This is a genomic window from Nocardia sp. NPDC049220 (assembly GCF_040647855.1).
GTDB lineage: Bacteria > Actinomycetota > Actinomycetes > Mycobacteriales > Mycobacteriaceae > Nocardia.
Genome location: NZ_JBEZDA010000002.1, coordinates 256,103 through 271,072 on the forward strand (window position 1 = coordinate 256,103; position 14,970 = coordinate 271,072).

14 protein-coding genes and 1 tRNA gene are annotated in these 14,970 nt (G+C 65.6%); 5 read left to right on the top strand and 10 right to left on the bottom strand.

What is annotated here, in order from left to right; translation table 11 throughout:
- Nucleotides 1-10 precede the first annotated feature (10 nt).
- Both AB0C34_RS08480 and crgA read right to left on the bottom strand, forming a co-directional pair.
- A complete protein-coding gene (locus tag AB0C34_RS08480) occupies nt 11-490 on the bottom strand; it encodes a PH domain-containing protein (RefSeq protein ID WP_357068938.1) in 480 nt (159 codons plus the stop codon).
- A gap of 81 nt (nt 491-571) precedes the next feature.
- A complete protein-coding gene (gene crgA, locus AB0C34_RS08485) occupies nt 572-835 on the bottom strand; it encodes a cell division protein CrgA (RefSeq protein WP_357070065.1) in 264 nt (87 codons plus the stop codon).
- A 174-nt stretch (nt 836-1,009) separates the two neighbouring features.
- On the opposite strand from crgA, the gene AB0C34_RS08490 reads away from it, so the two are divergent.
- From AB0C34_RS08490 to AB0C34_RS08500, 3 genes are read left to right on the top strand one after another with little or no spacing between them, the layout of a single operon-like run.
- A complete protein-coding gene (locus AB0C34_RS08490; RefSeq protein ID WP_357068940.1) occupies nt 1,010-1,654 on the top strand; it encodes an aminodeoxychorismate/anthranilate synthase component II in 645 nt (214 codons plus the stop codon).
- Nucleotides 1,651-2,346, top strand: coding sequence for a dihydrofolate reductase family protein (locus tag AB0C34_RS08495; protein ID WP_357068942.1), 696 nt, complete (start codon nt 1,651-1,653; stop codon nt 2,344-2,346). The genes AB0C34_RS08490 and AB0C34_RS08495 overlap by 4 nt, the downstream gene beginning before the upstream one ends.
- Before the next feature lie 30 nt (nt 2,347-2,376).
- Complete coding sequence (locus AB0C34_RS08500) at nt 2,377-2,841, top strand: deaminase (protein ID WP_357068944.1); 465 nt, start codon at nt 2,377-2,379, stop codon at nt 2,839-2,841.
- A 3-nt stretch (nt 2,842-2,844) separates the two neighbouring features.
- Here AB0C34_RS08500 and AB0C34_RS08505 read toward each other — a convergent pair whose 3' ends face one another.
- The 8 genes from AB0C34_RS08505 to AB0C34_RS08540 form a co-directional block, all read right to left on the bottom strand.
- Complete coding sequence (locus AB0C34_RS08505; RefSeq protein ID WP_357068946.1) at nt 2,845-3,264, bottom strand: CBS domain-containing protein; 420 nt, start codon at nt 3,262-3,264, stop codon at nt 2,845-2,847.
- 119 nt (nt 3,265-3,383) lie between these two features.
- Nucleotides 3,384-5,285: a Stk1 family PASTA domain-containing Ser/Thr kinase gene (gene pknB, locus AB0C34_RS08510; protein WP_357068948.1), complete on the bottom strand. Its 1,902-nt coding sequence runs from the start codon at nt 5,283-5,285 to the stop codon at nt 3,384-3,386.
- Nucleotides 5,282-6,796: a protein kinase gene (locus AB0C34_RS08515; protein ID WP_357068950.1), complete on the bottom strand. Its 1,515-nt coding sequence runs from the start codon at nt 6,794-6,796 to the stop codon at nt 5,282-5,284. Before AB0C34_RS08515 ends, pknB begins: the two co-directional genes overlap by 4 nt.
- Before the next feature lie 37 nt (nt 6,797-6,833).
- The gene (locus tag AB0C34_RS08520; RefSeq protein ID WP_357068952.1) at nt 6,834-8,297 is read right to left on the bottom strand and encodes a penicillin-binding protein 2; all 1,464 of its coding nucleotides are present in this window, start codon (nt 8,295-8,297) and stop codon (nt 6,834-6,836) included.
- A complete protein-coding gene (locus AB0C34_RS08525) occupies nt 8,294-9,778 on the bottom strand; it encodes an FtsW/RodA/SpoVE family cell cycle protein (protein WP_357068954.1) in 1,485 nt (494 codons plus the stop codon). Before AB0C34_RS08525 ends, AB0C34_RS08520 begins: the two co-directional genes overlap by 4 nt.
- Nucleotides 9,778-11,310 (bottom strand): PP2C family serine/threonine-protein phosphatase, encoded by a 1,533-nt coding sequence (locus tag AB0C34_RS08530; protein WP_357068956.1) that lies wholly within the window; start codon nt 11,308-11,310, stop codon nt 9,778-9,780. The genes AB0C34_RS08525 and AB0C34_RS08530 overlap by 1 nt, the downstream gene beginning before the upstream one ends.
- On the bottom strand, nt 11,307-11,774 hold the full coding sequence (locus AB0C34_RS08535) for an FHA domain-containing protein (protein ID WP_357068958.1): 468 nt from the start codon (nt 11,772-11,774) through the stop codon (nt 11,307-11,309). Before AB0C34_RS08535 ends, AB0C34_RS08530 begins: the two co-directional genes overlap by 4 nt.
- Before the next feature lie 204 nt (nt 11,775-11,978).
- On the bottom strand, nt 11,979-13,373 hold the full coding sequence (locus tag AB0C34_RS08540; protein WP_357068960.1) for a DUF3662 and FHA domain-containing protein: 1,395 nt from the start codon (nt 13,371-13,373) through the stop codon (nt 11,979-11,981).
- A gap of 227 nt (nt 13,374-13,600) precedes the next feature.
- Here AB0C34_RS08540 and AB0C34_RS08545 point away from each other — a divergent pair.
- Together AB0C34_RS08545 and AB0C34_RS08550 are read left to right on the top strand one after the other, a co-directional pair.
- Nucleotides 13,601-13,683: transfer RNA gene (locus AB0C34_RS08545), tRNA-Leu, on the top strand.
- An 856-nt stretch (nt 13,684-14,539) separates the two neighbouring features.
- Nucleotides 14,540-14,776: a hypothetical protein gene (locus AB0C34_RS08550; RefSeq protein WP_357068961.1), complete on the top strand. Its 237-nt coding sequence runs from the start codon at nt 14,540-14,542 to the stop codon at nt 14,774-14,776.
- The last annotated feature ends 194 nt before the right edge of the window (nt 14,777-14,970 follow it).

Sequence of the window (14,970 nt, forward strand, 5' to 3'; positions counted from 1 at the left end):
AGGTCGCGATTCAGCGGGTCGTGTCCTCGGACAGGCGCAACGCCTCGACGAGGTCGTGGTACACGTTTTCGGGATTGGCGCCCAGATCCCAGCGGCCGAAGATCAGCAGTCGTTCGGTGCCCGCGCGCTCGACGTCGATCTCCAGCATCGGCACTTTTCGTCCGAGACGGCGGTAGCTGACTACGCGGGTGCGGATGATCTGGTCGCGGAAGTATTCGACGGGACCGGTCAACGTGCGGACCACCAGGCGGGGGTGTGCGCCCGGCTGCACTGACAGACGCGGTCGCTGTCGGAATCCGAGGCCGGCGAGGCCGAGTAGCCCGATCGCCGCCAGCCCGACGAGTAGCCGGCTGGCCGCGTCGCCGGTGAGTATCGCTGCCGCGGCCAGGATGACCCCTCCCACCGCCACGGCGACGAGGCCGGCGGCCGGGGTGGTCCAGATGTGCGGTTCGGGGTCCGGTGCTGGCGGATCCACCGGCTCAGGAGTCACATCGCTCCCCCATCACTCCTCGAGTTGTCCACAGGCTCATCCACAGGTGTGTATGAATGACACGTCTGTAATCCGCTGCGATCAGCGCCAACGCATCGTCATGATCAAGCCGACCACCATCAGACCGAATCCGATCAGGAAGTTCCACGCGTTGAGATCGTTCATCCAACCGATCTGTTCGGCGGCCAGATAGTAGACCAGCAACCAGACCAGCCCGGCGAGCATGAACCCGAGCATGATGGCGACATACCAGACCGGAGACGGCCCGGCCTTCACCTTCACCGGGATCCGGCTGGCGGGGTTGATCGTATAGTCGGCCTTCTTGCGGACCTTCGACTTGGGCATGACGTCCTCGTATTCGGCGTGCAGGTCGGTACCGGCAGGCGGATTCGGTTCGATCATCTGCCGAGCTCACTCGCCGCTGTGGACGAGGCTGCGGCGCCCTCCGGTGTGCCTCTAGGCTATCCCAACTGGTAATGGATGCGACGTCGTGCCGGGCGGGCACGTAATCTCGATCCCATGCGTGTTCTGGTCGTCGACAATTACGACAGCTTCGTCTTCAACCTTGTGCAGTACCTCGGCCAACTCGGTGTGGATGCCGTGGTCTGGCGCAACGACGACCCGCAGCTGTCCGATGTCGACGCCGTCGTGCGCGACTTCGACGGCATCCTGATCAGCCCGGGACCGGGCACCCCGGACCGGGCCGGCGCCAGCATCGCGCTGGTGCGCGCCTGTGCCGACAACAGTGTTCCACTGCTCGGCGTGTGCCTCGGCCACCAGGCGATCGGCGCGGCGTTCGGCGCCACCGTCACCAGGGCCCCCGAATTGCTGCACGGCAAGACGAGCTCGGTATTTCATATCGGTGCGGGCGTGTTGGCCGGTCTGCCCGACCCCTTCACCGCCACCCGGTACCACTCGCTCACCGTCGTCGAGGAGACGCTACCGGAGGAGATCGAGGTGCTCGGACGCACCGAGAGCGGGATCGTGATGGCCATGCGCCACCGCACCCTGCCGATCCACGGTGTGCAGTTCCATCCCGAATCGGTGCTGACCCAGGGTGGGCACCGGATGTTGGCGAACTGGCTCGACGTGTGCGGCGAGCGTCCTGCCGAGGGGCTGGTGCGGACGCTGGAGGCGGAGGTCGCCGCGCTGGTGCTGCAGTGACCCGTCCGTACGTGCTGCTGTCGGTGGCCGTGAGCGTCGACGGCTATATCGATGACGCGAGTCCCGAGCGGCTGCGACTGTCGGGCGCGGCGGACTTCGATCGAGTCGACCAGGTACGCGCGGACTCCGACGCGATTCTCGTCGGCGCGCAGACGCTGCGCAGCGATAACCCACGGCTGTTGGTGGACAGCGCGGAACGGAGAACCGCGCGGGTCTTGGCCGGCAAGCCGGAGTATCCGCTCAAGGTGACCGTCTCGGCGAGCGGTGATCTGGACTCCGACCTGAGGTTCTGGCACCACGGCGGCGGCAAACTCGTCTACACCACCGATGCGGGTGCGGCGAAGCTTGCCGGGCGGCTGGCTGGTCTGGCGGAGGTGGTAAGACTCGGCGACGATCTCGATTTCGACGTGTTACTCGACGACTTGGGCGCTCGTGGCGTCGCCCGCCTCATGGTGGAAGGCGGTACGCGCGTGCACACCGCCTTCCTGGCTGCGGGTCTGGCCGACGAACTGCATGTAGCGGTCGCTCCGATCCTGGTCGGCGACACGGCGGCGCCACGATTTCTGGCCGCCGCCGCCTACCCGGGGGCACCGCATCGCCGGATGCGGCTCGCGGATGTCACCCAGGTCGGTGACGTCGCGGTGCTGCGCTATCTGCCGAAGGCTGATACTGCCGGCCGGCGCACCGGGTGATCGGAGTGCGCGAAATCAGGAGGTTGTCGGGTGGGTGCTGAACACACGGAACGCGACGAGTGGTTCATGCGGCGGGCGATCGACCTCGCCCGCCGATGCCCGCCGAGTGCGACCGCGTTCTCGGTTGGCGCGGTCATCGTGGCCGAGGGTGTGGAGATCGCCTCCGGCTACTCCAGGGAGACCGACGAGAAGGTGCATGCGGAGGAGTCCGCTCTCGACAAACTTGCCGTGGACGACAACAGAATGTTCACGGCGACCCTCTACAGCACTCTCGAGCCTTGTTCGCAGCGCGGCACTCCGACCCGGCTGCCGTGCACCGATCGCATCGTGCGCGCGGGGATCCCTCGAGTTGTCATCGCCTGGCGGGAGCCCGCGACCTTCGTGACCGATTGTGTCGGTGTAGAGAAGCTGCGGCAGCACGGCGTCGAAGTGGTCGAACTCCGCGAACTGGCGGCGGCGGCGATGTCGATGAACCGCCACCTGGACCTGTCCTAGACCCTACGGCCGTCCGTAGACCGCGGTCACGAACTCACCGAGCTGGTTGTCGTCCAAGTGCCTGGCCAGATCGGATTCGCTGATCATGCCGACGAGGCGCTTGTTCTCGATCACCGGCATGCGCTTGATCCGGTGACTTTCCATCTCGTCGAGCACGAACTCTATATCCGCGTCGGCGTCGACCCAGCGTGGCGTCGACTCGCACATCTCGGCCACCATGGTGGTGGCCGGTGGCCGCCCCTGGGCAATGCACTTCACCACGATGTCGCGGTCGGTGACTATGCCGCACATCCGCTCGTTCTCATCCGAGATGACCAGTGATCCGACGCCGAGTTCGGCCATGACACGGGCGGCCTTCCCGACGGTCTCGTCCTTGGCGATCCACTGTGCGCCGGGTTTCATGATGTCCCTGGCGGTGGTCATGAGCTACCTCCTCGTGTTCAGCTGTGCTGATTAGGATGGAGCACGCTCATTCTTCCGCACTTCACACCGAATGGTCTGGTTTTCGCCATGCCGGACGCTGACGCGGAATCGACCAAAATTCACGGCGGGCCGAGTACCCCCACACCTAGCGCGACGGCGCCGCTCTTCTGGATCGAGCTTCCGGCGGACGGTTGTTGGCTGAGCACTCGACCCACGCTGCCCGCGTCGAACGTGCCCTGTGGGGACTGACTGATCTGGCTCGTGCTGCCCGTCCAGCCCTCCGAACGAAGTTTCTCCACCGCCTGCGAGACCGAGAGACCGATCAGCGACGGCATTTTCAGGTCGCCCGCGGACACCTGCACAACGACCGTGGAGCCTTTGTCCGCCGTGTTGCCGCCCGCGGGGCTGGACGCGACCACTTCACCTTTCGGCTTCGAGGACTGCACCTCATGGACGACGACCTTGAAGCCGTTGCCCTCGATGTTCGGCTGAGCCACGTCGATCATCTGCCCGACGACGTACGGAACGCGCACCGCCTCCGGACCGCTGCCGATCGTGACGACGACCTCCCAGTCGACGTCGGTCTTCGACCCCGGCGACGGATTCTGCTCGATCACCGTGTCCTTCTCCGCGGTGCTCGACGGTTTGCGATCGACGTTCGGGTTCAGCCGCAGCCCCTTGGCATTGAGTTCCTGTTCGGCTTGCTGCTGGGACAGGCCGGTCAGCTTCGGCACCTGAACCTGAGCGGGACCAGTGGAGACCTGCACCGTGACGGTGCTCTTCTTGTTGATCCGAGAGCCGCCGAGCGGCTGGGTGGCGATCACGTTGCCGGTCGCGACCTTGCTGTCGGCCTTCTGCTGGATCGCTACCGTGAACCCGAGCTTCTGCAACGCGTCCTGCGCCTGTTGGGAGGATCTGTTGGACAAGTCGGGAACGGCGACTTGGTCCGGTCGGCTGCCAGGGCCGATCAGCACCCAGAACAATCCCAACACCACCGCGATCGCCGCGGCGGCGCCGAGTGCGAGATAGGCGGTGCGGCGCTGGCTGGACGGATCTGCCCGCTCCTGCTCCGCGGTGTCGTCGTTGCGTTCGACGGTGCGGTAGTTGCGCGGCGGGGGCTCGTCCGAACCCATGATGGTGGTGCGGTCCTCGTCGGTCATCACCGTCGGAGCACTCGGCTTCTGGCCGCCGAGCACCCGAATCAAGTCGGCGCGCATCTCGGCCGCGGTCTGGTACCGGTTGGCCTGGTTCTTGCTCATCGCCTTGAGCACCACCGAGTCGAGTTCACGTGGCACCCCAGGGTGCACATGCGAGGGCAGCCGCGGGTCCTCCCGGACGTGCTGGTAGGCGACCGCGATCGGTGAGTCGCCGGTGAAAGGCGGCTCACCGGTAAGTATTTCGAACAGCACACAGCCGACCGAGTAGACGTCCGAACGGGCGTCCACGGTCTCGCCGCGGGCCTGCTCCGGCGAAAGATACTGTGCGGTGCCGATCACCGCGGCAGTCTGCGTCATCGGGTTGGAACTGTCGGCGATCGCGCGGGCGATGCCGAAGTCCATCACCTTCACCGCGCCTGCCCGGTTGATCATGATGTTCGCGGGCTTCATATCGCGGTGCACGATTCCGGCCTTGTGGCTGAAATCCAATGCGGCACAGACATCGGCGACGACCTCCATCGCGCGCCGCGGCGGTATCGGCCCCTTGCCGCGCACGATGTCGCGCAGCGTATCGCCGTCTACGTACTCCATCACGATGTACGGCAGCGGACCACCGTCCACCTCGGCCTCGCCGGTGTCGTACACCGCGACGATGGCCGGGTGATTGAGCGCGGCCGCATTCTGCGCCTCGCGCTTGAACCGGAGATAGAACGTGGGGTCACGCGCCAGGTCGGCGCGCAACACCTTGATCGCCACATCCCGGCTGAGCCGGAGATCTCGTGCCTTGTGTACCTCGGACATTCCGCCGAACCCGATGATCTCGCCCAGCTCGTAGCGGGAGGAGAGATTCTTCGGGGTCGTCATGGTTGTCCTTGCGAAGAAGTAGCGCGCGCGCTGCTGGTGGCCGAGGGACCTTGGGCACCGGGAAAATTAGGAAACGGTAATTCGAGGGTCGGAACGCGCGGCCGCGTAGACGTCGGCGCGGTCGTGGTCGGCTTCGTCGTGCTGGGTGCCGTAGTGGTGGTCGGCGTGGTCGTCGTCGGCTCCGGAGTTGTGGTCGTCGGCTCGGTGGTGGTCGGTTCCGGGACGGTCGTGATCACCGGCGGCAGTACCGGCTTGGGGGTGGTCGTGGTGACGATCGGCGCCGCCGGCTTGGGGCTCGTCGTGATCGTCGTGGTCGGTGACGGCGTCGTATTCGGATTGGTGTCACCGCCGAACAGCAGGAAGATCGTGACGGCGCCGAACAGTACGGCGCCTATACCGAGCCCGGCCAGCCACTTCTGTGACGCGGTGAAGCGTTTCTCGTCATCCGGGTGCCTGCCGTTGCCGCCGGTTTCCTGGCTCATCAGGGTCTGCGGAGCCGCGATGGAACCGGCATGGTTCGCCGCGCCGATCGCCCCGGCCGCGGGCGTCGAGTAACGCACCGTCGCGCCGTCGAAATCGTGCGGTGTGGAGGGGATCACGGAGGTGGGTCCGGGCGGCAGCACCCGGGTGGCTCCGGTCAGGGAGGCGCCGGGATGGCTGCCGCTGGGCGGCGGCGGGCGGCGGCCAGCGCGCACGGCCGCGATCGCGTCGGCGAACTCTCCGCCACGGGCGTAGCGGCGTCCCGGCTCCTTGGCCATGGTGATCTCGATCAACTCGCGGACGTTGCCCGGCAGATCGGCCGGCATCGGCGGTGGCGTCTCCCGGACATGCTTCATCGCGACGGTGAGCGCGCCGTCCCCGATGAACGGCCGCTGACCGGAGAGCGCCTCGTAACCGACCACCCCGAGCGAGTACACGTCGCTGGCCGCGGTGGCGTCCTCGCCGATCGCCTGTTCCGGCGCGATGTACTGGGCGGTGCCCATCACCATGCCGGTCTTGGTCACCGGAGAGGCGTCCACCGCCTTCGCGATGCCGAAGTCGGTGATCTTCACCTGGCCGGTCGGCGTTACCAGGATGTTGCCCGGCTTCACGTCGCGGTGCACAACGCCGGCGCGGTGCGCCACCTCCAACGCGCGTCCGGTCTGCTCCAGCATGTCCAGGCCCTGGGTCACCGACAACCTGCCCAGCCGGTTGAGCACCGTGTTCAGTGGCTCGCCCTGGACCAGCTCCATGACCAGGTAGGCGGTTTCGCTGCCCTGCGGATCGATGGTCTCGCCGTAGTCGTAGATACCGGCGATACCGGGGTGATTCAGCTGGGCGGTGGTCTTCGCCTCGGTGCGGAATCGATGCCGGAACGTCGGATCCGCGGAGAATTCCGACTTGAGCACCTTGACCGCGACCCGGCGGTCCAGCCTGGTGTCAAGGGCTTCCCAGACCTGGCCCATACCGCCGGTCGCGATCAGTCGTTGCAACCGGTACCGGTCGGCGATCATCGCACCGTTGTTCAGCATCGAGGTCCCCGTACCTTCACTCGCACATCCATATCGTTCAGCCCCCTCGAAGACCCGCGTCCAGGACCGCGCGACCCACCGGCGCGGCCACCGAACCACCGGTCGCGGCAAGCGCCCGATCCCCGCCGTTCTCCACGATTACCGCGATAGCGATCTTCGGGTTCTGCGCGGGGGCGAACGCGATGTACCAAGCATGCGGCGGCGTGTTGCGCGGGTTGGTTCCGTGCTCAGCGGTGCCGGTCTTGGACGCGATCTGATAGGGGGCCTGGCTACCTCCGGCGTTGCTCTCCGACGCGATCATCAGGTTGGTCAGGGTCGACGCTACCTCGGCACTGACCGCTTGGCCCACAGAGACCGGTTTGGTCTTGGACAGCTCGCTCAAATCCGGGCGTTGTAGCTGATCGACCAGGTAGGGCTCCATCCGGACGCCGCCGTTGGCAACGGTAGCCGCGATGACTGCGTTGTCCAGCGGGGTCAACGCGACATCTCGCTGTCCGATGCTGCTCTGCGCCAGCGCTGCGGGGTCGGAGATCGTGCCGACGGTGCTCTCCGCCACCGGCATCGGAATGCCGCGGTGCGGGCCGATGCCGAACGCGGCGGCCTCGTCCTTGAGGTTCGTGGCGCCCACTTTGATGCCGAGCTCGGCGAACGCGGTGTTGCACGACCGCCGGAACGCATCGAAGAGCGACGCGGTCGGGTTGGGACCGCAGGTCGATCCGTTGTAGTTCTCCAGTGTGGTGGTGGTGCCGGGCAGCGTGATGTTCGGCGCCGCGGTGAACTGGTCGTCGGGGGTCGCAGCACGGTTGGCCAGCGCGGCAGCCGTGACCACCACTTTGAATGTGGAGCCGGGCGGGTAGGTCTGTGAGATAGCGCGATTCAACATCGGATGGCGCGGATCCGAACTCAGGGTTTCCCACGCCTGGGTGCCGCTCGCGCCCTCGTGCCCGGAAAGCAGGTTCGGGTCGTAACTGGGCGTGGACACCATAGCGAGAATTTTGCCCGTGCTCGGCTCGATCGCCACCACCGAACCGGTGTAGCCCTTGCTGGTCATCTGGTCATAGGCGACCTGCTGCATCACCGGGTCGAGCGTGGTGAGCACGTTGCCGCCGCGCGGATCGCGTCCGGAGACCAAGTCGACGAGGCGGCTGCCGAACAGCTGGTTGTCGGACCCGTTCAGTACCGAGTCCTCGGCGCGCTCGAGACCTGTGCTGCCGTACTGCATCGAGTAGAAGCCGGTAGCCGGCGCGAACGCCTCGGCATCGGTCGGGTAGGTGCGCAGATACTTGTAACGGTCGTCGGTGGCCACCGAACTGGCCAGCACGGCGCCGCCGGCGGAGATCTGCCCACGCTGGCGGGAGTACTCGTCGAGCAGCACCCGCGAGTTGCGCGGGTCGTTGCGATAGTCGTCGGCCTTGATCACCTGGACGTAGGTGGCGTTCAAGAGCAGTGCGACGATCATCACCATCACCGCGACCGCGACCCGGCGTAGCGGAGTGTTCACGTCGCGGGCCCCACTTCCGGTCGTGCCGCGTCACGACGCAGCATCTCGGTCTGCGCGTCCGCGATCGGCGCGGGTTCTTTCTTGCGCACCGGCGCCGGCGCCCGTGCGGCGTCCGAGATCTTGATCAGCACCGCGAGCAATGCGTAATTTGCCAGCAGCGAGGAGCCGCCGTAGGACATGAAAGGGGTGGTGAGACCGGTCAACGGGATCAACTTCGTGACGCCGCCGACCACCACGAACAACTGGATCGCAATGGTGAACGACAGGCCGGCCGCGAGCAGTTTGCCGAAGCTGTCGCGGACCGCGAGTGCCGTGCGCAACCCACGCACCACGAACACCAGGAACACGACGAGCACCGCGGCGAGCCCGATCAGCCCGAGTTCTTCACCGATGGTGGTGACGATGAAGTCGGTCTTGGCGAAGGGCACCTGGTTGGGCCGTCCGCTGCCGAGCCCGGTCCCGGCGAGGCCGCCGGTGGCGAGACCGAACAGCGACTGCGAGATCTGGTAGCCGGTGTTGTTGTAGTCGTCGAACGGATTCAGCCAGGTTTCCACCCGGACCCGCACATGGCCGAACAGTTGGTAGGCGAAGACGAATCCGAGTGCCAGCAGCCCACCACCGATGATGAGCCAGCCGACTCGCTCCGTCGCGATGTAGAGCATCACCAGCACGGTGCTGAAGATCAGCAGCGACGTGCCGAGGTCCTTCTCGAACACCAGCACGCCGATGCAGACGATCCAGACCACCAGAATCGGGCCGAGATCGCGGGCGCGCGGAAATTCCATACCGAACACGTGCCGCCCGGCGGCGGTGAACAGATCGCGCTTGGCGACCAGTACCGATGCGAAGAAGATGATCAGCAGGATTTTCGCGAACTCACCGGGCTGCATGCTGAACCCGGGCAGGCGGATCCAGATCTTCGCGCCGTTGGTCTCCGAATACTTGTTCGGCAGGATCGCTGGAATCGCCAGTGCGACGAGACCGATCAGGCCGAGGGTGTAACTGTAGCGGGCCAACGTCCGGTAGTCGCGCAGCATGATCAGCAGGGCGATGAATCCGATCGTGCCCAGCGCGGTCCACAGGATCTGTTGGTTGGCGTCGGGGGAGGGCATCGCCCAGGAGTTGTAGGCGGCAGTCTGCTCGTCAGCGAGGTCGAGCCGGTGGATCAGCACGAGGCCGAGGCCGTTGAGCAGCGCGACGATCGGCAACAGCAGCGGATCGGCGAACGGTGCGAATCGCCGCACGGCCAGATGCGCACCGCCGAACAAGGCCATATACGCCAGACCGTACTTGGCGATCTCCCAGGTGACCGATTGCTCCTGACTGGCCTCGACCAGAAACAGCGACACCGTGGTGATCGCCGCCGCGGCGGCGAGCAGCAACAACTCCGCATTACGTCTGGTGCTCGGCGGCGGCGCCGGAGCGAATCCGCCCGGGGGACTGGGAAAGGCTCCAGCGGCCGGAGGTGCAGGGGCGGACATCAGTCCGTCACCCGGCAGTTCTCCCCCGCGATCTGGGGGTTCGGCAACGTGCTCGACGGCGAGACAGGAGCCTCCGACTTGGTCGGCGTCTTGATCTCGGTACCCCTGGTGTCATCCTGACCCGGTGCGGGCGCGGCGGTGGTCGGCGCAGGCTGCGCGGTAGTCGGTCCCGGCGCGGCGGCGGTCGGCGCGAGCGCACCAGTGGTCGGTGCGGGCGCTACCGGCTCGGGCGGCGGGATGACCCCCGGCTGCGGTACCAATGCCTTGCCCGGGCACGGTGGTAACAGTTCTCGCTGCGCGAGATAGGTCATCGAATCCTTGGCCTTGTCCAGCGAACCGGGCGGTAGCCCCTTGTCCACCTGGTCGCGGCCGGTCTGCTTGAGATCGCTGACCTGCAGCGGCTTACATGCGCCCGGCAGGTCAGCACCCTGGTCCACCAGGGTGAGTTCACCGTTTCTGGTCACGCAGCCGACCAAGTTCACGTCGTGGATCGAATAGCCGAGGATCGATCCGGGCAGTCCGCGCAGGATCACCACCGAACCGTCATCCGCACCGACGTAGTAGTTGCTGCGAATCATTTTGTAGCCGACCAGGAGTCCGGCGCAGACGGCGACGACCAACGCGACCGCCAGCAGGATCCAGCGCAGTCGGTGCGATTTCCCGTCTGCGGGGTTCTCCGGCGTGGCGGCGGCCCTGCGCGGCGCGGCGCGCGGCGGACGTAGCGCGGAGGCGCGGCCCGCCGCGGTGTTCGGTGGCGGGGTGTCCTCGTCGACGCCGGACGCGGCGCCGGCCACGATCGGATGGCTCTGGCCGTAATCCAAATCGATCACGTCGGCCACGACCACCGTGACGTTGTCCGGACCGCCGCTGCGCAACGCGAGCTCGATGAGCCGGTCGGCACACTCGTCGGTGTTGCCCTCGCGCATGGTGTTGGCGATGGTCTCGTCGCTGACCACATCGGAGAGGCCATCGGAGCACAGCAGGTAGCGGTCACCGGCGCGAGCCTCACGCATGATCAGCGTCGGCTCGATCTCGTTGCCGGTGAGGGCACGCATGATCAGCGAACGCTGCGGATGCGTGTGCGCCTGCTCGGGTGTGATCCTGCCCTCATCGACCAGCGATTGGACAAACGTGTCGTCCCGTGTGATCTGCGCGAGCTCGCCGCCGCGTAGCAGGTAGGCGCGCGAGTCACCGATATGCACGAGGCCGAGTTTTCTGCCCGCGAACAAGATTGCCGTGAGCGTGGTGCCCATGCCGTCGAGTTCGGGCTCTTCCTCGACCTGATCGGCGATCGCGGCGTTGCCCTCTCGGGTCGCCGCGTCGAGTTTGCCGAGCAGATCGTCGCCCGGTTCGTCGTCGTCGAGGTGTGCGAGCGCGGCGATCATCAGCTGGGATGCCACTTCTCCCGCGGCATGACCGCCCATGCCGTCGGCGAGTGCGAGCAGTCGCGCGCCCGCGTAGACGGAGTCTTCGTTGTTGCCTCTGACGAGACCACGGTCGCTGCGCGCTGCGTAGCGGAGAACAAGTGTCACGATCGCAGCTCGATCACTGTTTTACCGACACGGACCGGGGTGCCGAGCGGAACTCGGACGGCAGTGGTGACCTTGGCGCGATCGAGGTATGTGCCATTCGTCGAGCCGAGGTCTTCCACGTACCAGTCGTCACCACGCGGCGAGAGTCGCGCATGTCTGGTCGAGGCGTAATCATCAGTGAGCACCAGCGTGGAGTCGTCCGCACGACCGATCAGCACCGGTTGGGTGCCGAGCGATATGCGAGTGCCGGCGAGTGAACCTTGAGTCACCACAAGAAATTTGGCGCCCTTCTGGCCCCGGCTGAAGGAAGGCAGCACCACGGAACCGCGTGCGGCCCTGGGCTGAATCCGAATGCCGGATGCCGCGTAGATGTCGCTGCGTAACGTGCGCAGCACAGCCCACACGAACAACCACAACAGCAGAAGGAACCCCGCACGGGTTAGTTGCAGGATCAGTCCCTGCACGGCGCTCCACCTCCTGTTCGACCGTGTATGTCGGTGCCGTGAGTGCGGTTCGACCACCCCCACCAGCCTGCTGGTCTTGCCGGCCCCGGTTTCGGCGCCGCGCGTGTGTAGGCAGCATCATAGGGCCGTCGGTCGATTTCGATCACGATACGACCGACGAATCTTCGAGGGCAATGTCGTGACCTGCACCGCGAGCTTACGGGATCAGACGATACGGATCAGGATCTCGGAGTGCCCGGCACGGATGACGTCGCCGTCGGCGAGCTGCCAATCTTGCACGGGGGACCCGTTCACCAGGGTGCCGTTGGTCGAGCCCAGATCGGACAACATCGCGGTCTGGCCGTCCCAGCGCACCTCGATATGCCTGCGTGAAACACCGGTGTCGGGCAGCCGGAAGTGCGCGTCCTGACCGCGGCCGATGATGTTGCTGCCTTCCCGCAGCTGGTAAGTCCGGCCGCTACCGTCATCGAGCTGAAGGGTCGCGGAGTAGCCCGAACCGGCCTGCGGCGCGGGGCTGTAACCCTGGCTCGCGCCCCCCGCGTAGCCCTGTTGCGCGCCGTAACCCTGCTGCTGCGAATAGGCCTGGCCGTAGCCGCCTTGATCGTCTTGGCCGTAGCCGCCTTGATCGGCGTAGGCCTGGTCGCCATAGCCCGGGTCGGCGTAACCCGGCTGGCCGTAGCCCTGGCCTTGCTGGCCGTAACCCTGGTCGGCATACGCCTGCTCACCGTAGCCCTGGCCTTGCTGGCCGTAACCACGATCGCCGTAGCCTTGGTCGGCATACCCCTGCTGCTGGCCGTAGCCCGGGTCCGCGTAACCCTGCTGGCCGTAGCCCTGGTCGCCGTAACCTTGCTGGCCGTAACTGCGGTCCCCGTAACCCTGCTGGCCGTAGCCTTGCTCGCCGTAGCCCTGCTGGCCGTAGCCTTGGCCACCCTGCTGGTAGTCGTAACCGTTCTGGTAGTCGCCGTAGCCCTGCTGGGCGTCCGGCGCCTGGTAATCCGACCCGTACCCGCCGCCACGTCCGTAGTCGTCGCGGTACGCGCCGTTCTGCGGACCGCCGCGACCGGCAGGCGGTGGGGCGTACCCGCGGTTGCGTGGATCGGACTCCGCGGGCTCACGGCTCGGGTCGTAGCCTGAGTTCTGCGTCATGGGGCCAGCTCCTGGTTGCGGGTTTGCAGGTCGTTGTGGCGGTGATTCGGGGCCGCGAGCCACTGTGGCTCTGTGTCCGACGTCCGGATCGACGCGGCCACTTGCCCTGAACTGTCCGGTGTGCAGCGTAGGGGATGCCTCGAATACCACGCGTACTTCGCCGTAGGTCTGCCAGCCTTGCTCGCGGATGTAGTCCTCGAGATGTTTGGCGAATGCGCGGGTAGTGAGGTCGTGATCGGCATCCAGTTGCTGGTGATCCGAAGAGTTGATCGTGATCACATAACTGTTCGGCGCAAGCAGATGTCCACCGCCCAGATCCTGGACGTGATCGGCGGCTTCGCGTTGCAGCGCCGCCTCCACCTCCTGGGGTACGACATTGCCGCCGAACACTCTGGCGAATACGTCACCGACGGCGCCCTGCAGGCGACGCTCGAACCGTGAAACGATGCCCATCTCGGCCTCCTCTCGGTGAGCGTCCCTTTTCCTGACTCGTTACAACGACACGCGACTATGGCGTGTCGTTTATCGACCACGTTCATTGCATGATATCCACGATCGTCCACACCTGTAACTCTCGGCAGCAGCCCCGGGTTCCCGCGCTTGTCCAGCCCCCACGTCAGGGCTCTGAAATGGCAATTTCGTGTCGGGTGTGTGGGCGTGATACGGTCTCCCAGTCGCTCGGGCGAGTGGCGGAATGGCAGACGCGCTGGCTTCAGGTGCCAGTGTCCTTCGGGACGTGGGGGTTCAAGTCCCCCTTCGCCCACAGAGTAGTGCAGAAAGCCGCAGGTCAGCATGAATGTGCTGCCCTGCGGCTTTCCTTGTCGACATGGCTTGTCGATATGGGATCGCTGGGGTGGACGGGCCCGATTTGTCGCGGCGTGAGGAACCACCGCTTCAGTGTTGTCAGACACTTCAGTGTTGTCAGACACTTCGGCGCGTTCCAGAGATAAGGCAGCCGATGCCGCTCGCCTCCGCGACCGGGACTTCGAGCGTCGGCGTCGCGAATATCGTCGAAACCTGGGCCAACGACGTCGGTGGGTGAGTTGGACGGGGAGGTTGCCCTTTCGTACCGGTCGACCTGGCTGAGCAACCGAGGTGTTCGGCGAGGGCCTCGTGCAAGATCGCCACGTCGGAAACGGTATTCGCCGTCATGGCGCGGAAACTCTGTTGTGCTGCGCGAGTTCTTGATCTGACAACGATCCTCGGCGTTTCATGATCACCATTCACGGCTGTCGTCCCATCGCGGGCGCGCACCAGGAACCGGTCGGATGTGGCGCTGACCAACCCATGCGGTCAGGCCGACAAGATCAAATATCCTCGCGGACGACATCGGGCTAATAGGATCCGAAGTGTGGCCTTTCCAGTGTTGGGAACACTTGATAATGGGGTGCCTCGGAGCGAACGGCCGAATCCCATTGCCGCGAGTTCGCCGCCGGGTGTTGATTTATGGGTACCGCGAGATCGATGTGCATGGCATGGGTGAAGCTCGGCGATAATTTCAGCCTAGAGTTGAAAACTTTATTATTTACCCATCGTTTACATGCGAGCGTCGATTATGCTACGCCGAACGATATGGGCACTACGGCCGGCAATCGGTCGGGGGGTGGGAGGTCGTGCTGATGACGGGAGTCGAGACAGCGGCGCTGCTCGCCGCCGACGGCACACACCTCGAGTGCATGTTCATCGACCTCGAAGTAGCGGTCCCGGGCGGATCGGTCGGAGTCCTGGCAGACGACGATGGAGTTACGGTCGCGTTTCGCGCTGAACGCGGCACCGAGGCACCGCCGCCTCCGCCGATGAACTGGGCCGATTTCAGCGCTCAGCGACCCTGGCCGAACTATGGAACGGCGCTTTGATCAATGAGCCACCAAAGGGCGGCACATCGGTTGCGAGAAGCCGACTGGACTGGCAGGCTGACTGCTCAGCAGGCGACTTGGACGCACGACCTGCGGCTTGCTTGGCGGAGAGAGATATTGAATGAGCATTGATTTCGTCTTCTGGACGGGGGGAGTAGGGCGCTGTCCGCTGGGCTCGACCCGGGTAATAGCTA